Annotated in this window: 15 protein-coding genes; 9 read left to right on the forward strand and 6 right to left on the reverse strand. The window is 62.1% G+C overall.

The window, feature by feature from the left end; genetic code table 11:
* Window positions 1–29 precede the first annotated feature (29 nt).
* Entirely contained in the window at window positions 30–1,805 is a 1,776-nt protein-coding gene (gene ggt / locus L1K66_RS14320) for a gamma-glutamyltransferase (RefSeq protein WP_252258469.1), read from the reverse strand.
* Between the two features lie 277 nt (window positions 1,806–2,082).
* On the opposite strand from ggt, the gene L1K66_RS14325 reads away from it, so the two are divergent.
* A complete protein-coding gene (locus tag L1K66_RS14325) occupies window positions 2,083–4,542 on the forward strand; it encodes a M1 family metallopeptidase (RefSeq protein WP_252258470.1) in 2,460 nt (819 codons plus the stop codon).
* The gene (locus L1K66_RS14330; protein WP_252258471.1) at window positions 4,539–5,042 is read left to right on the forward strand and encodes a DUF6702 family protein; all 504 of its coding nucleotides are present in this window, start codon (window positions 4,539–4,541) and stop codon (window positions 5,040–5,042) included. Before L1K66_RS14325 ends, L1K66_RS14330 begins: the two co-directional genes overlap by 4 nt.
* 347 nt (window positions 5,043–5,389) lie before the next feature.
* Here the strand turns inward: L1K66_RS14330 and L1K66_RS14335 are convergent, their stop codons facing one another.
* Both L1K66_RS14335 and L1K66_RS14340 read right to left on the reverse strand, forming a co-directional pair.
* The gene (locus L1K66_RS14335; RefSeq protein ID WP_252258472.1) at window positions 5,390–6,424 is read right to left on the reverse strand and encodes a phytase; all 1,035 of its coding nucleotides are present in this window, start codon (window positions 6,422–6,424) and stop codon (window positions 5,390–5,392) included.
* A gap of 11 nt (window positions 6,425–6,435) precedes the next feature.
* The gene (locus tag L1K66_RS14340) at window positions 6,436–9,282 is read right to left on the reverse strand and encodes a TonB-dependent receptor (protein WP_252258473.1); all 2,847 of its coding nucleotides are present in this window, start codon (window positions 9,280–9,282) and stop codon (window positions 6,436–6,438) included.
* Window positions 9,283–9,802: 520 nt separating this feature from the next.
* On the opposite strand from L1K66_RS14340, the gene L1K66_RS14345 reads away from it, so the two are divergent.
* Complete coding sequence (locus L1K66_RS14345; protein WP_252258474.1) at window positions 9,803–12,724, forward strand: TonB-dependent receptor domain-containing protein; 2,922 nt, start codon at window positions 9,803–9,805, stop codon at window positions 12,722–12,724.
* Window positions 12,725–12,947: 223 nt separating this feature from the next.
* A complete protein-coding gene (locus L1K66_RS14350; RefSeq protein WP_252258475.1) occupies window positions 12,948–14,540 on the forward strand; it encodes an ABC-F family ATP-binding cassette domain-containing protein in 1,593 nt (530 codons plus the stop codon).
* Here L1K66_RS14350 and L1K66_RS14355 read toward each other — a convergent pair.
* From L1K66_RS14355 to L1K66_RS14365, 3 genes are all read right to left on the reverse strand, one after another.
* Entirely contained in the window at window positions 14,537–14,998 is a 462-nt protein-coding gene (locus tag L1K66_RS14355; RefSeq protein ID WP_407931955.1) for a nuclear transport factor 2 family protein, read from the reverse strand. The two genes, L1K66_RS14350 and L1K66_RS14355, sit on opposite strands and share 4 nt — an antisense overlap.
* Window positions 14,999–15,122: 124 nt before the next feature.
* The gene (locus L1K66_RS14360; protein WP_252258476.1) at window positions 15,123–15,608 is read right to left on the reverse strand and encodes a YHS domain-containing (seleno)protein; all 486 of its coding nucleotides are present in this window, start codon (window positions 15,606–15,608) and stop codon (window positions 15,123–15,125) included.
* A 150-nt stretch (window positions 15,609–15,758) separates the two neighbouring features.
* Entirely contained in the window at window positions 15,759–16,610 is an 852-nt protein-coding gene (locus L1K66_RS14365; protein WP_252258477.1) for an isochorismatase family protein, read from the reverse strand.
* A 231-nt stretch (window positions 16,611–16,841) separates the two neighbouring features.
* Between L1K66_RS14365 and L1K66_RS14370 the strand changes: the two genes are divergently transcribed.
* From L1K66_RS14370 to L1K66_RS14390, 5 genes are all read left to right on the forward strand, one after another.
* On the forward strand, window positions 16,842–17,408 hold the full coding sequence (locus L1K66_RS14370; RefSeq protein ID WP_034955801.1) for a TetR/AcrR family transcriptional regulator: 567 nt from the start codon (window positions 16,842–16,844) through the stop codon (window positions 17,406–17,408).
* A 114-nt stretch (window positions 17,409–17,522) separates the two neighbouring features.
* Window positions 17,523–18,281 (forward strand): mechanosensitive ion channel family protein, encoded by a 759-nt coding sequence (locus L1K66_RS14375; protein WP_252258478.1) that lies wholly within the window; start codon window positions 17,523–17,525, stop codon window positions 18,279–18,281.
* 157 nt (window positions 18,282–18,438) lie between these two features.
* Window positions 18,439–19,689: a cytochrome P450 gene (locus tag L1K66_RS14380; RefSeq protein ID WP_252258479.1), complete on the forward strand. Its 1,251-nt coding sequence runs from the start codon at window positions 18,439–18,441 to the stop codon at window positions 19,687–19,689.
* A 28-nt stretch (window positions 19,690–19,717) separates the two neighbouring features.
* Window positions 19,718–21,256, forward strand: coding sequence for an aromatic ring-hydroxylating oxygenase subunit alpha (locus L1K66_RS14385; protein WP_252258480.1), 1,539 nt, complete (start codon window positions 19,718–19,720; stop codon window positions 21,254–21,256).
* 182 nt (window positions 21,257–21,438) lie between these two features.
* Entirely contained in the window at window positions 21,439–22,398 is a 960-nt protein-coding gene (locus tag L1K66_RS14390) for a flavin reductase (RefSeq protein ID WP_252258481.1), read from the forward strand.
* Window positions 22,399–22,406: the final 8 nt, after the last annotated feature.

The following is a 22,406-nucleotide window of genomic DNA, read 5'->3' on the forward strand; positions in this document are numbered from 1 at the left end:
CCCCCAACCACCCGGCTCCGGCCTAAATCTCAATATCCGCTGGCCTGCCCGTCTTTGCGCATCTCGGTAGCCCCGGCATAGACTCCGGTTTCCGGATCACGCATGATCGCCTGATATCCGCCGAACATGATCCCGTCGGATACCACCCGGACATCATGGCCCATCTCGCGCAGGCGACGGACCGTCTCCGCCGGGATTCCCGGTTCGACATTGAGCGTGCCGAGCGGATCGGCGGAAGGCCCTGAAAGAGGCTCAGTCGGCTGCCTGCCGCCATCGTGATTGATGCGCGCGGCATCGCCCGCTTCCTGAATGTTCATGCCGTAGTCGACCATGTTGATCAGCACCTGAACATGTCCCTGCGGCTGCATGCCTCCGCCCATCAGGCCGAGCGTCATCAAAGGCTGGCCATCCTTTTTCACGAATGCGGGAATGATCGTGTGGAACGGTCGCTTGCCCGGTTCATAGGCATTGGGATGCGCGGGATCGAGGCTGAACAGCTCGCCGCGGTCCTGGAACATGAAGCCCAGTCCGTCAGGCACCAGACCGCCGCCCATGCCGCGATAATTCGACTGGATCAGGCTCACCATCATCCCGTCCTTGTCGGCCACGGTCAGATAGGTCGTATCCCCTTCGCCCTCCAGCTTCGGCTCGCCCGGGCCGAATTCGGGGGTGGCACGCTCAGGATCGATCAGGGCGAAACGCTGAGCGCCATACTCGGGCGTCAGCAGTTCTTCGGGCAGTGCCGCGAAGTCCGGATCGGCGTAGAACCGGGCGACATCGGCATAGGCCAGCCGCTTCGCCTCGGTGATGTAATGGATCACCTCGGGACTGCCGCGTTCCCATTGCGACAGATCGACATTGCGCAGGATGTTGACCATCTGCAGCGCGGCGAAGCCTTGCGAGTTCGGCGGAAGCTCGCACAGCTCATAACCGTCGCGATATTCGGCGCAGGCAGGTTCGACCCATGTGCTCTCATGCGCGGCGAAATCCTCCAGCGTGTAGGCCGAACCCTGCCTTTGCAGATAGTCCACCATCACGCGGGCAAGTTCACCCTTGTAGAAGGCATCGCGGCCTTCGCGGCCGATTGTCTCAAGCGTGTTCGCCAGATCGGGATTTCGAAAGACTTCGCCCGCCTCGGGCGCGCCGTCGGCGAAATAGGTCGCGCGGGCATTGGTGAAATCGAACTGGTCGGAACGGCGCTCAAATCCGGCGAGGTTGCGGGCGAAATACATCGCGATCACCGGCGCAACCGGATGGCCTTCACGCGCATAATCGACCGTCGGCGCCAGCACATCGCTCATCGGCAGTTTGCCGAAACGTTCGTGCATCGCGAACCAGCCATCTACCGTGCCGGGGATCGTGACCGGCAGCGGCCCGAGTGCGGGCAGCGAGGTTTCCCCGCCAAGCTTGGCAAGGAGGTCTTCCAGCGTCTGCCCCATCGGTGAGCGACCAGAACCGTTGAGGCCATGCAGACGACCCCTCTTCGGATCGTAGATGATCGCGAACAGATCGCCGCCGATCCCGTTGCCGGTCGGCTCCATCAGGCCCAGCGCCGCATTGGCCGCAATCGCGGCGTCGACCGCGCTTCCGCCATCGCGCAGGATTTGAAGCGCAATCTGCGTCGCCAGCGGGTGTGCGGTCGCGGCCATGCCATGCCGCGAATAGACCGGGCTGCGCGACCAGTTGGCGCCAACCGGCCTGCCGCCCGCGCCGATCTGCTCCTCGACCGGCTTTGCCTCCTGCGCGGCGATCGGGGACGCCGAAAGCGCGAATGCCGAAATGGCGGTGAGCAATGCAGCCCGCATCTTCTTCTCCTGAAAGTTGAAACCTCGATCAGTGCCAGAACAAGAACCGATCATTGAAGGTTCCCCAGCATCTGCACGATCATGTCGCCCGCCTGCAATCGGCGAGCCGCCAATCGCGACCGACAAACGACATTTCCCGATCCACCGGAATCCGGCTAGGCGGGATCGCAATCCGGATCGGGGCATTGATCCGGGTTGCGGGGATTGTCGAAATGGGCGGTCGCTGCCAGAAGCCCCCGCGATACACTGTCTCTTTCGACCGACAAAGGAATGTCAATTGCGCCTGATCGCCTTCCTGCTCGCTCTCTTCATCGTCACACCGGCTGCCGCGCAAGGCATTCAGCAAACCCGCGGCGATTTCGAAGACAAGTTCCGCCAGCTCGACGAAGTGCTGCCCGATGCGAATGTTTACCGCAACGCCAGCGGCGCTCCGGGACACCAGTATTGGCAGCAGCAGGCCGATTACCGGATCACCGCCAATCTCGACGAGGATCGCCGCCGGCTGACCGCCCGCGCCACGATCACGTACAAGAACAACTCGCCCGACACGCTGCCGTGGATCTGGATGCAGCTGGATCAGAACATCTTCCGCAAGGATTCGATGTCGGAGCTGACCACCACTTTCGGCGGCCCCGGCAGGCGCGGGCCGGCGATGGGGCCGGGCAGCGGCGATGCCCCGGCACGGCTTTCGCTGGAGGAGCTGCGTCGCCAACAGGCGATGGCGGACAATGAATACGGCTATGAAATCGGCCGCGTGACGCTCGCCAGCGGCGCGACGCTCGATCACACGATCGTCGGCACGCTGATGCGGATCGACCTGCCAACGCCGCTGCGCCCCGGCCAGAGCGTATCGTTCAACATCGACTGGGCTTACAACATCGTCGAAGAGAACGTGATCTTCGCCCGCTCCGGCTATGAACACTTCCCCGACGATCCGCGCGAAGGCGGCAACGACATCTTCCTGTTCGCCCAGTGGTTCCCGCGCCTTGTCGCCTATTCCGACTATGAAGGCTGGCACAACAAGGAGTTCCTTGGCCGGGGCGAGTTCACGCTCGAATTCGGGAATTACGATGTCACGATGACGGTGCCCGACGATCACATCGTGTCGTCCACCGGCGTGCTGGCAAACCCCACCGCGGTTCTCACCGCAACCCAGCGCCAACGCCTTGCGACTGCGCGCAATTCGGACGCGCCGGTGTTCATCGTCACCCCCGAAGAGGCTGAGGCCAACGAAGCCACCGGCCCCACCGGCAACAAGACCTGGCGCTTCACCGCGCAGAACGTGCGCGATTTCGCCTGGGCTTCCAGCCGCAAGTTCATCTGGGACGCACAGGGCCACAAACAGCCCGGCGCGGAGCATGAAACCGTTATGGCGATGTCGTTCTGGCCCAAGGAAGGCGGCGAGCTGTGGCGGAAGTACTCGACCGCGGCCGTGGTCCACACGATGAAGGTCTATTCGCGCTACAGCTTCGACTACCCCTACCCTACCGCGCAGTCCGTCAACGGTCCGGTGGGCGGGATGGAATACCCGATGATCACCTTCAACGGGCCGCGCACCACTCTCAACGAAGACGGCAGCCGCACCTATTCGCTGTCGGAGAAGGTCTATCTGATTGGCGTGGTCATCCACGAGATCGGGCACATCTACTTCCCGATGACGGTCAATTCCGATGAACGGCAGTGGACGTGGATGGACGAAGGCATCAACTCCTTCCTCGACAGCGTCGCCGGCTATGAATGGGATCCGGACCTGCCGTGGACCCGCAGCCTGCCGCGCGATCTCATCCCGTACATGACGTCGGACCAGCAGGTTCCGATCATGACCCAGTCGGACAGCGTGCTGAACCTTGGCCCCAACGCCTATGGCAAGCCCTCCGCCGCGTATCACATCCTGCGCGATACGGTGATCGGGCGCGAGCGGTTCGACTTTGCCCTGCGCGAATATGCGCGGCGGTGGCGGTTCAAGCGGCCCACCCCTGCCGACTTCTTCCGTACCATGGAGGAAGCATCGGGCACCGATCTCGACTGGTTCTGGCGCGGCTGGTTCTACACCACCGATCACGTCGACATCTCGCTCGACAGCATCCACCGCCTGCGGCTCGACACCCAGAACCCCGACATCGACCTGTCGCGCCGCCGCCAGGAGCTTGCCGACGAGCCCGAGAAGGTCGGCGTCCGGCTCAACCGCGAACAGGGCCTGCCGATCTGGGTGCTGGAGAACCCCGGCGTCACCGACTTCTACGACAGCAACGACCAGTTCACCGTCACCCCGCGCGACACCAAGCGGTACGAGGGCTTCCTCGAAGGGCTCGACGACTGGGAGCGGCGCGTGTTCGACCGTGCGGTGGAGGAGGACAGCAATTACTACGTGCTCAGCTTCTCCAACATCGGCGGGCTTGTCATGCCCATCATCCTCGACCTGCGGTTCACCGACGGGACCAGCGAACGCATGATGATCCCGGCGGAGATCTGGCGCCGCAACGCCCGCAATGTCAGCAAGCTGCTGGTCTTCCCCAAGGGCAAGGAACTGGCCGAAGTGGTGCTGGACCCTGATTGGGAAACCGCCGATGCCGACATCAACAACAACCACTACCCGCGCCGCATCATCGACAGCCGGGTCGAGGCCTTCAAGAGCCCCGAGCCGTCTTCGCGCTTCGGCCGCGACCTGATGGCCGAAGTGCTGGTGCAGGAGAAGGACGAGAGCGAGAGCAAGACCGAGGAGGAAACCGCCGAGTGAAGCGCCTCGCCCTTCAGCTTCTGGCGGCGCTGCTGCTGGCGTTCCCCGCTGCCGCACCGGCATGGGCACACCAGCAGAAGACCACCATCACCAATGTCTCGCACAATTCGCGCACCGGCATGGTGGAGGTGATCCACTTCGTCCCCCTGCACGATGCCGAACACGCGCTCAAATCGCAGGGTGTCGCCGCGCCCGACATCGTCGGCGATATCGAGAGCCGCCGCGCCTTCGTGCGCTATCTGGCGGAGCGGTTCGTGCTCGAAAGCGGCGGCGCGCCCGTCGCGCTGACCCTGCTCGGCAGCGAGATCGACGGCGGCAATCTGGTGATCTACCTCGAAGGCCCCTCCCCCGGCGCCGGAGCTGATGTGCGCCTCAGCTCGCAATTGCTGACCGACATCTGGGCGCGGCAGGAAAACCGGGTCAACATCGGCAGCGGAGGCGAGCGCAGAACGCTGATCTTCCGCGCCGGAGACCGCCCGCAAACCGCCCCGCTGCGCTGACACCGCCGAATCGGCCTTCGGCGCTCTGGCCAGCCAAACCCTACAGTCTGGAACAGGTGGAACACGGTCCAGGAGAAAAAACCTCCGTTCTGTCACCATTGGCACGCAAAGTGTCACCTTTGAGCGCGAAGTGTCACCCGGATTGGCGGGAGTGTCGCTTTTGAGCGGGAAGGTGTCACGATAGCCGCACCCGAAGTGTCGCCTTTCACGGACGAAAGTGTCACCCGAAAGCCTACACGCAGCGGGTGGATTGGGGGCGGGATAAAGGGCGACCATGCGTCTGTTCGTAGCGCCGGGAGGCGGTGTAGGACAGCGCGGGTTCGAAGAGGGCAGCGCCCCCCGCAACGCTACGGTCGCGGTTCTCCCAGCGCCTCGAGCACGTCGGCCCATGACACCAGTTTGAAGTTCTGGGCATAGGGTGGGTTGATGCCGTCTTGCGCGATGAACAGGCCCCCCGGATAGTCCGGGCCGAAATCGCGATTGTCGAGTTCGATCCCGTCAGTTTCCTCGGTCGCGCCGAACATTCCGGCGGCGATGCGGAAGCGGCCCACCGGCTCATGGCCGGGCAGGCGATAGACGGCATAGGCATTGTCGCCCTGCGATGACGCGACGAGATAGCCGCCGTCCTCGCCTTCGGGTGCGATGGCCAGACCTTCCAGATCGGCCACCAGCATCCTGTTGTCGATCGGGGCGACCATGCGCTTTTCGCCCGAAGTCATGTCGATCGCCCACAGTCCGGCGACTTCCTCGCCGATGTAGAGCGTGCCGGTGCGCGGATCGGCGATGCAGCCTTCGGGTTGGGTCGCGACCGTTGCCAGCGTGCCGGTGACAGGCGCGAAGCCTGCGACCGATGGCGTCAGGACCGTGCGGTAGATACGTCCGTTCTTGGGCGCGCTGAACACCACCACTTCGTCCGATCCCGCCGGCTTGGCGATGCAGATGCCATAGCCTTCGCCCGGCCCCACCGCGATCCGGCCCGCAGGCGCGAGCGCCCCCGTCGCCGGATCGAGCATGGCAAGGAACAGGTGCGCGGTGGCGAGATCGGCCCGGTCGCTCGCGATGACGAGAATGCGCCCGCCTTCGATTTCCACCAGATCGACATTGTTCATCCCCGGCGCGGCGAGGAAGGAGCGTTCCTCGCCCGCAAGGTTGTAGACATACAGGCCGCCCTTCTTGTCGGTGCCGACGATCAGGCTTTTCGACGGGTCCGCCGGATTGCGCCAGATCGCCGGATCGTCCGCCGCATCCTCATTGGCCGTTCCGACCGGAGGAGTTTGCGCGACGGCGGTGACGGTGACAGCGGGATCACCGCTCGGGATCGTTGCGCAAGCGGCAGCAATCCCGAGCGAGATCAGAGCGAAGCCGTGAAACGGTCTGAGCATTGCATCCATCCTCAGAAGGTCAGGCGGACGCCGCCCTTCATCGTCCAGTTGTATTCCTCGAATTGATAGAGGTTCTGCCGGTTGCCCAGATTGTTGAAGGCAAAATACTTGGCGTTGTTGATGTTGATCCACTCGTAGAACAGGCGGATGTTGTCCGTCAGTTCGAACCGGGCGCTGAAATCGAGCTGGAAGTGATCGTCAACGAATCGATCGAGCGTCGCGTCATTGTTGATTTCATCCAGATAGCCGTCGCGATATGTCCCTGCGAAACGCAGGCTGAGCGGCCCCTGCTCATATCCGAGCACCCCGTTGAAAGTGTGCTTGGACGATGCCGGCAGGGCGATGTCCCGATAGTTGACCGGATCGAGCAGGTTCGCAAGGCTGCCATCCGGCACCGAACCTTCGGCGTCGGTATAAGTGTAATTGGCCTGCACCAACAGCCCCGGCAGGAAGTCGAAAGTCTGCGAATAGCTCAGTTCGACGCCCCAGACCGTGGCGCTGTCGCCGTTGATCGGGATCACGGCTTCGTCGAATGCGGTGCCGTTGAAGGTTCCGGGCGTGTCGACTTCGACATCGACGATGAAGTTGTCGATGTCCTTGTAGAAGAAGCCAGCCGAAATGCCGCCGTTGCTTGACATGTAGTATTCGACCGAAGCGTCAAAGTTCCACGCCTTGAACGGCACCAGCGCCGGGTTGCCGAATTCGCCCGAGACTTCATCGTCGTCGTTCACTTCGACGATGAAGCGCGGTGCGAGACGCGACAGGCGCGGACGCACGAGGCTGCGATAGCCCGCAGCGCGCAGGATCAGATCGGGCTGTGCTTCCCAGCGGATGTTGAGGCTGGGCAGCCAGTCGCCATACTCGCGGGTGAAGGAGATCGGGGTGACCAGTACCGTGTCATCAAGCGCGACCTGACCGTTGGGCAGGGTCGAATCTTCTTCGAACAGCGCAACCTGATTGCCCCGCGTCTGGCTGAAGGTGCGCTCGTACCGCACACCGCCGATGACCAGCAGCTTGTCGGTTTCATAGCGGCCGAGCACGTAACCTGCGGTGATGTCTTCCTGTGCGCGGTAATCTTCGGCGGCGGAGTCGAACTGGCTGTCGACCGTCTGCAGCTCGAAATCGCCGAAATTGTCGAAGAAGAAATCGGTTGCGCCGGTGTCGCTGGGGGCCGGGTTGATATCGGCCAGCGGATAGCGCGGCGATCCAAGAACATCGGCAACCGAGAACGTGCCCGGCCCGTCATATTCGTAGAATTCGACCGTCTTGTTATAGGTCTTTGTCCGCCAACGCAGTTTCATCCCGCCCTGGAGCGTGAAAGTCCCGTTTTCGAGATAGTTTTCATATCCGAAATCCAACCGCGCGGCCCATTCTTCGTCCTGCGCATCGGAAAGAGCGGTGAACTCGATATCGTTCAGCTCGTAAATCGACGGGTCCAAGAAATCGGCGGTGTTGCCGCTGACCGAATAGAGCGGCACGCGCGGATCGCTGAAATCGAATGCCGCGATCAGCCCGTCTCCGCTAAACCGGTTGCGGAATTCCGCCGGGTCGACCGATCCGTCCTCGCGTTCTGACGACTTCGCCCAGCTGAGCGAGTATTCGGCGAAGTAGCTGTCCCAGCGGCTTTCACCGCCGAACGAAATCGTCTGGATGCGCTGGCGTTCGAAGCGATCCTTGATGTCGCGTTCGACCTGGATGCGCTCTTGCGAATCATCGAAGATGGCAGTCGCACCTGACTGCGAGGTCGGTCCGTTGTCTTCGAAATTGCCGAGATCGAACGTCAGGCGGCGGCGAAATTCCTGATCGTCGAACTGGCTCCAGACCCCGCGCAAATAGAGTTCGGTGCTTTCACCGGCGCGGAAATCGAAATTGAGCGTGCCGCTGATGCGTTCACGTTCAACGTCATAGTCGCGGTATTGAAGCTCAAGAGGAACCGGAGCACCGGCAAACTGAACCCAGTCGTCGGCTTCGACATTGTCGGTTTCGAACTGGCGGTTGTAGTAGGAAAGGCCACCTGAAACGCCGAAGTTCTCGGTCACGCGGGTGGCGAAATCGATCGAACCTTTGGGCGTCAATTCGCCGCTGAAATCATTGTAGCTGCCTTCCAGCCGGACCGAGAGCAGGTCCTTGCGGCGATCGAACGCGCTGGTCGTCTCGATTTCGACAGAGGCGCCGATCGTGTCGCCATCCATGTCCGGGGTGAGCGATTTCTTCACCTCGATCGATTCGATAATGTCCGACGAAATGACGTCGAGCGCTACCGAGCGCACGTCGCTTTCGGGAGCAGGCACGCGTACACCGTTCAATGATGTCGCATTCAGTTCTGGATCAAGCCCGCGCACCGAAACGAAGCGGCCTTCACCCTGATCGTTGAGAACATTGATGCCCGGCAGGCGACGCAGACTTTCGGCGACGTTCTGGTCAGGGAACTGGCCGATCGCATCGCGGGTCAGCACATCCGATACTCCGTCGGCTGCGCGCTTGCGGGAAAGGGCGCTCGCCTGGTTCGCGGCCTGACCGATCACGAGAATGTTCGAACCGGCGCTGCCCAGCGCGAAGTTCTGAACCACCGTGCCTTCTTCCGGCACCGCAATGGTGAAGCTTACCGGCTCCGCCCCGATGTAATTCGCGGTCACGGTGTAGCTGCCTGCCGGCACATCCGCGAAGAAATAGGAACCGTCGCGCTGCGTGGCGGTGCGCCGGCCGAGTTCCTCGATCACGACTTCGGCGGCCTGAAGCGCCTCGGTGTCGGTGGTGTCAGCCACAACGCCGCGAACCTCGCCAGCAAAGGCAGGTGCAGCCATGCTGGTTGCGAGCGCGACAGCGGCGCTGCTTGCAAAGAAGCGAATACGAGTCATACTGGATATTCCCCTGTTTGCCCTGCGCACTCGCAAGGCTCCTGTGACGGCGCGAGCGTTAGTGGGGATGAATGACAGCAGAGCGACCGAACGGTTGCTTCCCCATGACAATCAACGGCCAAGTGATGACAGACTGGTCACACTCGGCAGCTCGCCGGATGCAGCGCAAAGCCGATCCTGCTCTCTTACCCGGCACAAGCTGCCGACCGGAAAACCGACTCAGTAAAATTTACTTGGCCGATTTGCACCTCCCCCGCTTGAAACCCCAAAAAGTCAAGTCGAATTGCAAGTAGCGGAAATTCGTTAGGAGTCCGGGCGGATTCCGGTTGCAGTAAAGGCCAAGCGGGGCAAGCATCGGCAAATGTTGACAACAGGAGGGGCCCGCATGTCGCCTATTTCCGCAAAAACCTTTACTTTTATTACTTCCACTGCCGTTCTCGCGCTGGCGCACGGGACCGCTTTCGCGCAGTCCGAAACGCCGCCGCCCGCAGAGCAGAGTGGCGAAAAATCCACGGAGATTGTGGTAATCGGGACACAGATTCAGGGCGCGAAGATCAACGATGTCCTGCCGGTCACCGTGCTTGACGAAACCGACATTGAAAACACCGGCGCGGCATCGGGGGACGAGCTGTTCCGGGCCATCCCGCAGGCCGGTACCGTGGCCTTCAACGAACAGAACGCCACCACCGTCAACAACTCGCGCGGCGACGTTGCCTCGATCAACCTGCGCGACCTTGGCACCGGCAACACGCTGCTGCTGATCAACGGCCGCCGCATGACACTGCACCCCGGCTTCCAGACCGAGCTGCTGGTGCCCGTGGTCAGTTCCGACACCAATGAAATCGCACCGGGCAGCGTGCGCCGGGTCGAAGTGCTGCGAGACGGCGCATCGGCCATCTACGGCGCGGACGCGGTGGCGGGCGTGATCAACACCGTGCTGCGCGGCAACCGCAGGGGCGGCTTCGTCGAAGCCGACTGGCGCGGATCGGACGGCACCGGGCTTTACAACTACAGCATCAACGGCGGCTATGGCTTCGATTTTGCCGGAGGCCGGGCGAACCTGACCGTCTATGGCGGCTATTTCCACGAAAACGGCATGGCTGCCTCGGAACGCGATTACGCTGCCGATGACAACCGCCTGCCGCTGGTGGTGGGCACCGATTTCGAAGGCGATGCCTCGTTCAACAATCGCAACACCTTCGGCCCGTTCGGCCAGTTCGACATCCAGGCCCCATCGAGCCGCACGCCGATCGGCGATGATGACTTCTACCTGCAGCCCAGCACCTTCCCGGGTTGCCGTCTGGACTTCGGCAACGGCCTGTGCGCGCGCAACGGCACAACGCCGACCACCGATGTGCGGTACAACACCAATTTCGGTGACACGCTGATCAGCGAAAAGAATCGCTACAACGCCATGGCGCTGTTGAACTACGAGCTGTCGAACAGCCTCGAGGCTTATCTTGAGGCGAGCTATTACCGCACCGAGAGCCGCCGCTTCCTCACGCCGTCGGCAGTGCTCAGCGCGGTGCCGATCGGGATTGCGCGCGATGCCTATTGGAACCCGTTCGGGCCGACCACGCTGGCTGACGGTTCGCCCAATCCCAATCGCCTGCCGGGCACGACCATTGCCTCGGGCGGTGCGGACATCATCATGGAGCGTTATCGCTTCGTCGATGTCGGCAGCCGCGACATCACCGTGGACAAGGACGTCTACCGCTTCGTTGGCGGGCTCAAGGGCAATCTGGGTTCGTGGGATTTCGACACCGGCTTCGTCTATTCCGAAGCCGAGCTGATCGACGTTTCGCGCAACCGCCTGTCGCACACGCTGCTGCAACAGCAGCTCAACCTGACCACTCCCGATGCCTACAACCCGTTCAATGGCGGCTGTGTGGTCGGCGATCCCGGTCAGGGCGATTGCACCCCCAACCCGGTCAGCTCGATCGATCCCTTCCGCATCAGCGTGTTCCGCAAGGGCGGCACCAGCCTCGCACTGGCCGATTTCAAGGTCAGCCGTGACGATCTGTTCGAATTGCCCGGCGGCAATCTGGGTATCGCGGCGGGCGTCGAATGGCGGCGCGAGACGTTCTACGACGATCGCGACCCGCGGCTCGACGGGACGATCACCTACACCGACAGCGTGACCGGCGTGTTCAACGGTTCGGACGTCGTCGGCACCAGCCCCTCGCCCGACACCAATGGTTCTCGCAATGTCTATTCGGCGCATGCCGAGCTGTTCGTGCCGCTGGTCGGCCCGGACATGGACATTCCGCTGATCGAGGAACTGAACCTGCAGCTGGCAGGCCGGATCGAGCATTTCGACGACATCAACGAAACCGCTGCCGTTCCGCGCGTCGCGGCATCGTGGACGACGCTGCCGGGGGTTACCCTGCGCGGCGCATGGTCGCGAGGTTTCCGCGCACCGAACCTTGTGCAGGTCAACGACGAAGGCACCACCCGTTCGAACACCCGCGACGATTTCGTCGTGTGTCAGGCGCGGGTTGAAAAGGGCACGCTGGCAAACCTCGGCGGATGTCCGGGCGAAGGCGTGATCAGCTTCCGTTCGGGTACGGAAAACCTCGTCCCCGAAGACAGCACCAGCATCAATCTGGGCGTCGTGCTCGAACCCGAGTTCATTCCCGGCCTGACGCTGACGGCGGACTACTGGCGCGTCCGGCAAACCGGGCTGGTCGGAACCTTTGGCGATGACAACGCAATTGCTCTCGACCTGCTGCGCCGCCTCAACGGCAGCACCAATCCGAACGTGATCCGCGCTGCCCCCACAGCCGATGATATCGCGCTGTTCACCGGCACGAGCCTCGCCCCTGCGGGTGAGATCCTTCAGGTGCTCGACCCCTATCTCAACCTCGACAGCCGCACTTCGAAGGGTTGGGACTTTGGCCTGTTCTACAACGTCCCCGATTTCGGACTGGGCGATTTCCGCCTGCGGTTCAACGCCGCGCGGCTCAAGAGCTTTGTCCAGTCGGCAGGGCCGGACGGGCAGGAACTGCTCGATGCGATTGCGGCGGGCGTGCTTCCCACCGATGTCACCGTCGGCGGGCTTGGCGAATTGCTCGAAATCGAAGGACGCCCGAAATGGCGGTTCAGCGGTTCGATCAACTGGGAAAGCGGCCCCGTCGATGTCGGCCTGTTCGGCAACTATGTCGGCAAGGTGTGGGATACCTCCGTCACCCGCGACGTGCTGATCGAAACGACCGATCCGAACGGCAATTTCTACCGTGTGAACGATGTGTTCGTGACCAATTTCTCGATCTCCTACACGATCGAGAACAGCACCCCGCTTGACGGAACGCGCCTGCGGTTTGCGATCAACAACGTGTTCGACAAGGATCCGCCGCTGGCTGACGAAACCTACGGCTACTTCAGCGAACTGCATTCCGCACGCGGGCGTCAGTTCCATGTGGAGCTGCGCAAGAACTTCTGATCGCACGCTTTCCAGCGATCCTGACAAACGAAAGGCGCGCCCGCAACGGCGCGCCTTTTCTGTTCGCGGCGCGAGCAGCCAGCCGCGGCGGTTGAACCACGCCGGTTGAACCAATGGCCGATCCCCGCTAGTGGCGCTGCACCAACCGGCAAGGGAAACCGATGAACAAGTAAACCAACATTCTCGTCCGAATTCTTCGACACCAGATTGCATTGGCTTGTTCATGTCGCACCTCCACATCGATCGCATCATCTGCGCCACGCCCGAAGGAACCGCGCTGTTTCCCGAATTTTCCGCCACCATCACGCGCGAGACCGTGGGCCTGTTCGGCCACAACGGCACCGGCAAGACGACGCTGCTACGGGCGATCTGCGGGGAAGTGCCCATTGCCTCCGGCACGATCACGGCCGACGGCACAATCGGCTTCATCCGCCAGCATGGCTACCCAGACGGCACCAATGTCGCGCAGGCGCTGGGGGTCGAAGAACCACTCGCCATGCTGGACCGGATCGAGCAGGGTCTGGGCGAAGCGCATGATTTCGAGGAAGCCGACTGGACCCTCCCCGCCCGGCTCGAACAGGTGCTGGTTGAATGCGGGCTGGAGGGGATCGACCCGCGCAGACCTGCCGACAGCCTGAGCGGGGGCGAACGTAACCGGCTGAAAGTCGCCGCCGTCCTGCTCGAACAGCCAGACATCCTGCTGATGGACGAGCCGACCAATGATCTGGACGATGCCGGACGGGCGATGATCATGGACCTGCTCGATCGCTGGCACGGACCTGCACTGGTCGCCACGCATGACCGGGCGGTGTTGGCCCGGGCGGACCGGATCATCGAACTCTCACCCACCGGATCGCTGACGGTCACGGGCGGCTGGGATGCCTTTGTGGCGGAACGCGAGGCACGGATCGCGCTGGCGCATGAGAACCTTGACCGGGCGAAGGCCCAGGCAAACGCCGCCAAGCGCCGCCAGCAGGCCCGCACCGAGCGGCAGGAACAGCGCAACCGTCAAGGCCGGGAGACAGCAGCACGGCGCGATGCGACCAACCTGGAAACAAATGCGCAAAAGGAACGCGCCGAGGGGACTTCGGCCCGCAACCGTTCGCTGGGCGAACAACAGGCAGAGCAAGCGCAGGAAGCCGTCAGGCTGGCCGAGGCATCGGTGGCGCGGGTCACCCCGATAAGGATCGAACTGCCTTCATGCGGCCTTGCACCGGGGCACAGGCTGCTGGCGGCTAAATCGATTGGCTGCGAACGCGATGGCAAGGCGTTGTTCGGGCCGTTGGATTGCGTCATCATCGGGCCGGAACGGATCCATCTCAAAGGGCCGAACGGCAGCGGCAAGAGCTCGCTCGCGCGCATCCTCACCGGGCAGGATGTCCCTTCAAGCGGCAGCGTGGAAAGCGAGGTCGACAGGATCGCGGTGCTCGATCAGCATCTCGACCTGCTGCACGCAGACGAAACCATGCTGTCGGCAATGCAGCGGCACAATCCGCTGCTCGATCGCAACGCCGCCCATGCCGCGCTGGCGCAGTTCGGTTTCCGGGCCGCCTGGGCGCAGCGGCTGGTCGGCAGCCTGTCGGGCGGAGAAAAGGTCAGGCTGGCGCTCGCCTGCCTGTTCTCGCGCCCGCATGTGCCGCAATTGCTGATCCTCGACGAACCCACGAACCATCTCGACCTGCCTTCGATCGAAATGCTCGAAGCCGCGCTGGTCGCCTATGACGGGGCAATCGTGTGCTGCACCCATGACGATCAATTCCGCGACGCATTGCAACTGTCCCGCACGCTGGATCTGGCCGCAACGCCGGGGGATTAAAGCCCTAGCTCGGTCAGGCCGGGGTGATCGTCAGGCCGTCGGCCCAATGGCCAGAACAGCTTGCGATCGGCCTGTGCGATTGGCGCTTCATTGATGCTAGCAAGGCGGATCCGCATCAGCCCGTGATCGTCGAATTCCCAGTTTTCGTTGCCATAGGTGCGATACCATTGGCCCGCATCATCGCGGTATTCATATGCAAAGCGGACGGCGATCCGGTTTCCAGTGAAAGCCCATAGCTCCTTGACCAGCCGGTATTCGTGCTCGGCTGCCCATTTTCGGGAAAGGAAGGCCTCCACCTCGGCGCGCCCCTGCGGAAATTCGGTCCGGTTTCGCCACTTCGTATCCTCGGTATAGGCGAGCGCGACTTGCTGGGGGTTGCGCGAATTCCAGGCGTCTTCGGCGAGGCGCACTTTCCGGATGGCGGTTTCGCGGGTGAACGGGGGGATCGGTTGGCGCATGATGATGCGGGCCTTTTGTACGTGATGCCGCGTGCGACAGGGCAACGCGGCAAAGGGAGTGGGGAAGAAGGGCGGCCGGCCCCGGGGAAGAGAGGGAGAGGGAAGGGCCGGCCGCCAGGCGGGGTCAGAGGTCTTCGACGCGGGCGTGACGGATCTTCGCCCATTGCTCTTCGGCCTTGCTCAGCGTGTTTTCGCGATCGGCGAGATACCGTTCGAAAATCACCGCGTTGACGAAGAGGTACAGCTTGCCATCGACGATGTCGGCATAGCGCGGATCGCCGTCCAGCTTCTTGCCAAGCGCCACGGCATAGGCACAGAAGCCGCCATATTGCGGAAGGTAGCGATCGGGATCGGCCTTGAACTGCTGCGCCGTGATTTCCGATGCGAAGTAATAGGCGACCCCATCATGCACGACAGTATGCGTGGCATCGCCTGCGGCCACCGCGTTCATGGTGCTGAGCACGACCGTATCCACGCCGTGAACGCCCAGACCGACACCGTCGAGGGTGTAACCATTGGTGATGTTGTAATCGTCAGCCGCGTTGGCGGTGCCGGTGAACGCCGTTGCAAGAGCAAAGGCGAGAGCGAGTTTGCGGGTATTGGCAATCATTGTGGTTCTCCTGAATGTGGGGGCAATCGGTGTGGACGGTGATCGCAAGGCACCGGGGGGGGCACTTGGACACTTGCGATCACCGCCCGATCGACCGGCGCTCGGGACATGGGGGATTGGAAAGACGCCGGTTGATTGGGGGGAGCCTGATCAGCCGGGGCTGTAGGCGGAACGGATGGCGGCGACGGTGTTCTGCGTGTTGTCCACCGCGCTTGCGATCATGCGAAAGTTCACCAGCGAAGCTTCGTAGCCGTTGTAATGTTCGGTGATCGCGCCGGCGGTGGCATCTGTGACAACCATCACTTCGAACCCGGCTTCGATCAGGGCACGCATGTGGGATTCGGTGCAGAGGTTGGACGACATCCCGCCCAGCACGACCTTGGAAATGCCCGCCTTGCGCAATTGCAGCGCCAGATCGTTGCTGTCGGGGCCATAGACCTTGTGCGGGCTCGTCACGACGGTGCGGCCGTTGTTGATATGCGGCTTGTACTGTTCCAGCCAGTCCGCACCCGAACCTTCGAACCCTTCAAGCGTCAGCGCGTGCGGGCGATCGAACATGCCGATCGCGTGCATCAGCGTTTCCAACGTCCCTTCGAACTGCCAGCGGTGATCATGTTCGAAATAATAGTGCGGCGAGACAAACACCGGCATTCCGGTCTCGTCGGCGACTTCGAACAGCGCACCGAGATTTTCGACCGTGCGGTTTTCGGTGATGCTCTGCCCGACAACACCCCAGGTCACGCCTTGGGGCGACAGGAAATCATTTTGCGGGTCGGTGATGACGATGGCCGTTTTGCCGGGTTCGATTGTAAAGCCGGGCATGGGCAATCCGTCATTGACGGGCGGCTGGGTGGCGGTTGCCGCGCGGCTTTCCGGGCCTTGGGCGGCGGCCTGAGCGGCGGCTTGCGTGACCGGCGCGAGCGCCATGCCGGCGATGCCGACGATGGCAATGAGCACCGCTGCCTGAGAACTGAACGAATGCGGGGACTTGGTTGACGACATGTGTTCCTCCTGATGACTGGACCAACCTTAACTGATCGGTACACCTTAAATCGCGAAGGATAACCGATCTGTCAACCTTGGAGTTTGAAAAATTCGTCAGATGGCGCTCGCAGACCAAGAAGCGCGTTCATATCCAATTGTTTTTTGATAATTTTATAGATTGCCCTTGAAAGGCAGCGCCCGAAGGATCATTTACCGATCAGTCATTGATTGGGCCTGATCGGAGCAGAAATGAGCGCTTCAAAACGCGAAGAACTGGTGAGCAAGGCGCTCGATTCGTTTTATCAGGGCGGGTTCCACGCCATCGGCATGGATCGCCTCGCGAAAGAGACCGGCGTTTCCAAGACGGCGATCTACAAGCATTTCAGGACCAAGGAGGACCTGATCCTCGCGACCCTGAGATTGCGCGACGAACAGTTCCGCAACTGGCTGCAACGCCGCACCGAAGCGATCACCGACGATCCGCGCGCGCGGCTGCTGGCGATATTCGATGCGCTGGGCGAATGGTTCGACGAACCCGGCTTTCGCAGCTGCATGTTCGTGAAGGCATCGTCCGAATACCAGCAGCGTGATCATCCGATCCATGCCGTTTCGGCGGAGCACAAGAGCCTGCTGGCCCGCTATTTCGAGGAGCTGACGACAAAGGCAGGCGCGCCCGAGCCAAGGGAGCTCGCCTACCAGTTGCTGCTGATCAAGGAAGGCGCGATCGTGATGGCGCATCTTCACGATCCCAAGGAAGTGACCCGCAAGGCGAAACAACTGGCCGAGGTGACGATAAACGCAGGCTTTGGCGAATAGCCCCTGCGGTTTGCGCGCCCTTCCCACCCGGGATAAGAACACCGGTAATTCTTTACTCCAGCCGGTGCCGCTTCCGAAATGACCCTAGACCCATTGCTGCCCCCGCAATCATCCATGCCGGACGTGCTCGCATCGATTGCGCTGATTTCGACGCTGCTGGTCGCCTGGTGGCTTACCGGGCGGGCGCTCAGGTCGAAGGACGACCTGACCCCGCAGATCGCCCGGCGCTGGACCGCGAATGTGCGCAACGGGCTGGTGCTGGTTGCGATTGTCGGGCTGCTGATGATCTGGGCGCCGCAATTGCGCACTTTCGCCCTGTCGGTCACCGCGGTTGCCGTTGCCATCGTGATCGCGACCAAGGAACTGATCCTGTGCCTTTCGGGATCGGCCTTCCGCACATTCACCCGCGCCTACACCATCGGCGACCTGATCGAGATCGGCGAACACCGCGGCGAAGTGGTCGATATCAGCCTGTTGTCGACCCGCATCCGCGCCGTCGATGCGCGCACAGGTTCGATCCGGGCATCGCGCCAGTCGGTGATGATCCCGCATAGCCTGCTGTTCAGCCAGCCCGCCCGCGTGCTGAGCAAGGCGGGATCGACAGCCGAGCATGCCTTTACCCTGACATTCGAAACCGGTTTCGACCTGTTTTCGCGCCATGGGGAGCTGGAAGAAGCCGCTGCCGCAGCGATGACCGAGGCCGGGTTCGCGCCCACGACAGGCGATCAATCGCGCCCCCGGATCGCCTTCATGACGAGCGATATCGGCCGCATTCGGCTTGAGGTTTCGGTCGGCGCGGCACCGGGTGATGCAGGCGCGATAGAGAACGCGATCACCACGGCGATCGGTTCCTTCGTCTATTCGAAGGGCTGATCCCCAAGCAAACCGCCACCGGCGCTCTCATTTTTGAGAGGGCGGTTTTTGATCCAGGTCAAGGTCGCACCCCCCGTCTTCGTTCCAGATTGCGCTCCATTGCCAGCGTGAGGAAGTGTGCCCTGCGCGCTGGCATCCAGTTTTGGAAGAATGCCCGATGGAAGCGCTTGAACGGATTGATGCGACCAGCCCGGAGAATTTGCAGAACCCCTACCCATATTACGATCGGCTGCGCAAAGAAGCGCCGGTGTTCCGCGATCCGAAAACCGGCATTGTATCGGTATCGACCTATGATCTGGTGCTTGAGGTCAACAAGAAGCCCAAGATATTCTCCAGCGATTTTTCCGCGCTGCTGAGCTCGGGCGGATCGGGCAGCTTTGATCCCGAGGAAGAAGCGATCCTCGCCAAGGGGCTGGAACGGCGCGACACACTGCTCACCGCCGATCCGCCGATGCACACGCGGTACAAACGGATCGCGATGCATGCGCTGCCGCTGAGACGGATCAACGCGATGGCGCCCTATATCGCGCAAGTCACCAACAGCCTGATCGATCCCTTTGCCGATGCGGGCGAAGTCGAATTCAAATCGCAATTTGCCGAGCTGCTGCCCGGCATCGTCATCGCCGACGTGCTGGGCGTGCCGCGCGAGGATTTGCCGATGTTCCAGGGCTGGGTGCGCTGTGCGATCCTGCGCCTCAACGGCAATGCCAAGCCCGAAGAGCGCGCCGATCTCGCCCGCAGCGAAATCGCCATGCAGGATTACTTCCGCGCGATCATGGCCGAAAGGCGCGCCAATCCGGGCGATGATGTCGTGTCCGACCTGATCGCCGCGCGCCTTCCAACCGACGATGGCGAGCGCCCGCTGGACGATTCCGAAGTCTATTCGATCATCCAGCAGATCTTCACTGCCGGGCAGGAAGCGACCGCTCCCGCGCTGGCCTATGCCGTCGCGCAATTGCTCGCCAATCCGGCGCAGATGGCCGCGATCATGGCGGACAAGGCGCTTGTCCCCGGCTGGGTTGAGGAAACCGCGCGCCACCTTTCACCCTCGCATAACATGTGGCGGGTGGTGAAGGAGGATACGGTGCTGGGCGGTGTCGCGCTCAAGGCGGGGGAGCCGATGCTCCTGCGTTACGGCTCAGCCAATCGCGATGCGGCGAAGTTCGCCGATCCGGACAAGTTCGACGTGGCGCGCGAAAACGTGCGCGAACACATCGCCTTCGGCGCGGGCGTCCACACCTGCCTCGGCATGTATCTGGCGCGGCTGGAGATGGCGACGGCGCTGCCGATCGTGCTGGAGCGCCTGCCGAACCTGCGCTTCGCCGATCCGGAAAATCCGTTCCAGTTCGCCGCCAGCCACATCCTGCGCGGGATGCAGACGCTGCGGCTCAAATTCGATCCGGCCTGAGCCGGGGACAGACTTCGGGAGAGAGAAAATGGTCGAAACGCTGACGGGGACGAACCGGTCGAAAGGGATCACCTACGACGAATTGCTCGACATGGACACGCATCAGGTGCCGCCGCGCTTCCGCGAGGACAGCCCGATGCCCGCCGGGCCGACCATCGTGAACCCGAGCATCTATTACTCGCGCGATTTCTTCGATCTGGAAGTTGAACGGCTGTGGAAACGGGTGTGGCAGATGGCCTGCCACGAAGACGACATTCCCAATGTCGGCGACAGCCATGTCTACGACATCGCCAATCTGTCCTTCATCATCGTTCGCACCGCGCCTGACGAGATCAAGGCCTTCCCCAACGCCTGCCTCCACCGCGGGCGCGCGCTGCTGACCGAGGATGCCAAGGGGCTGCGCGAATTCCGCTGCCCGTTCCACGGCTGGGGCTGGAAGATCGACGGTAAGTTGAAGGAAGTGCCGTGCCAATGGGACTTCCCCTCCGTCAGCGAGAAGACCCACAGCCTGCCCCCGGTCAAGGTCGGGCGCTGGGGCGGTTGGGTGTTCATCAACCCGGATGACAATGCCGAGCCCTTCGATGATTTTCTCGGCGATATCGACCGCCATTTCCAGCCGATCCCGTTCGATCGCCGCTACAAGGCGGTGCATGTTGCCAAGAAGCTGCGCTGCAACTGGAAGGTGGCGCAGGAGGCCTTCATGGAGGCTTATCACGTGGTCGCCACGCATCCGACGCTGCTCGACGTGATGGGCGATGCGAACAGCAAGTACGACGTGTTCGGCAACCTTTCCCGCGCGATCTCGCCCAACGGGATGCTCAGCCCGCATGTCAATCCGGCGCTGGTGGCAGAGCCGCTGGAAGGCGCGAAAACCTATGCCAAGGTGCGCCATGCACTGTCGGGCAATGTCTATGAACGGCTCGGCGAAGACCGGGTGAAAGTGACCGCGCGCGACGGGCGCACCGGCATTTTCGATCACGCCGCGCACCATATCGAAGGCGAGCTTGACCATGCCGACATCCAGCTGTGCGACTGGGTCGGCGGGCGCCTGCCCGAAGGTTGGGAGGAGGAGATCGACCCCACCACCACCGGACCCGTGCCCGAACGGCGCAAGGCGATGACCGATCAGATGCGCGAGCAATGGCGCGAAAGCCTGGGTGACGAGGTGGACGAGATCAGCGACGCCGAATTCGTCGACACGATCTATTACAACCTGTTCCCCAATATCAGCCCGTGGGGATGCTTCGATCCGATTTTCTACCGGTTCCGCCCGAATGGCGACAATCCGGAGGAATGCATCCACGAAATCATGTTCATGCTGCCCGTGGCCAAGGGTCAGCCGCGCCCTGCCCCGGCCCCGGTGCACTGGCTCGATTTCGATGACGACTACTGCGACGCGCCCGAACTCGGCATGCTGGCCAAGGTGTTCAATCAGGACGTGGTGAACCTTCCGCATGTCCAGAAGGGCATGAAGTCAATCAAGTCGAAGGAGATCGTTTTCGCCAATTACGGCGAGACAAAGATCCGGCACTTCCACAAGCTGCTGAACGAGCACCTGTCGCGCTAGGCATCGAAATGGAAAGAACAGCATCGGCGCGCCGCAGATCGGTGGCGCGCCTCTTTCATCCCGATTTTCCCGCATTTTCTTACGCAAAGTGATCCTGAAATCAGATATTGGCGTTAGTTTGCGCATTTCTGATTGTCATTTTATCCGCATATGATAAATTCCCCGCATCGGGAGAGGGTGAAATGACAGATGCGGCGGCCTTGCAACGGGAATTTCGCAACGCGCTTGGATCGTTTGCGACCGGGGTGACAATCGCGACAACAATGGACGCGGCCGGTCAGCCCGTGGGGGTCACCGCCAGCAGCTTCAATTCGGTAAGCCTCGAACCGCCGCTGGTACTGTGGTCGCTGGCCAAGAAAAGCCTGTCTTGCGACACCTTCTGCGAAAGCGGCCATTTCGCGGTCCACGTTCTTGCCGCGTCGCAGGAAGACCTCTCCAACCGCTTTGCCCGTTCGGGGGAGGACAAGTTCAACGGGATCGAATGGCGCGAAGGCTCGCTGGGTTCTCCCGTCTTCGATCAGCACGCCGCGCTGTTCCAGTGCAAGACCCGCCACCTGTACGAAGGCGGGGACCATGTGATCCTTGTCGGCGAGGTGATCGATTTCGAAACCCGTGACGAGGCACCGTTGCTATTCCATGCCGGCAGCTATGCCGAACGCCGCCCGCGCCCACGCGGCGAAGCCACGGAATCGGTGGACACCGAACATGGCCGTTTCAGCGACGATTTCCTGTTCTATCTGATCTCGCGTGCGCATTTCCAGACATCGCGCCCGACGCGGGAAAAGTTGGAACAACTGGGATCGTCGATGGAGGAATATCTGACGCTGGCGGTGTTGAGCATGGAAGCGCCGCTGGGTCAGCAGGAACTGGGAACCCGGCTGGTCCACACCGGCCATGCACCGTCAAAGCGGCTGCTCGACCTGATGACGCGCAAGGGATTGCTGGTCGAAACCGATGATCGCTACGATCTGGGCGAAAAGGGCAGGGAGCTGTTCGTCGAGACGCTCGCCTTCGGCAAGGGGCTGGAGGCCGACCTCGCCAATCATTTCACCCAGGCCGAACTTGCGGAGACGAAACGCGTTCTCAGGCGGCTGATCGAACTGACCGGTCAGGACGTCCCGATCGGCTGGCGTGACAACTAGAAGAAAAG

This window comes from Erythrobacter aurantius (assembly GCF_023823125.1).
In the GTDB taxonomy this organism is placed as follows: Bacteria; Pseudomonadota; Alphaproteobacteria; order Sphingomonadales; family Sphingomonadaceae; genus Erythrobacter; species Erythrobacter aurantius.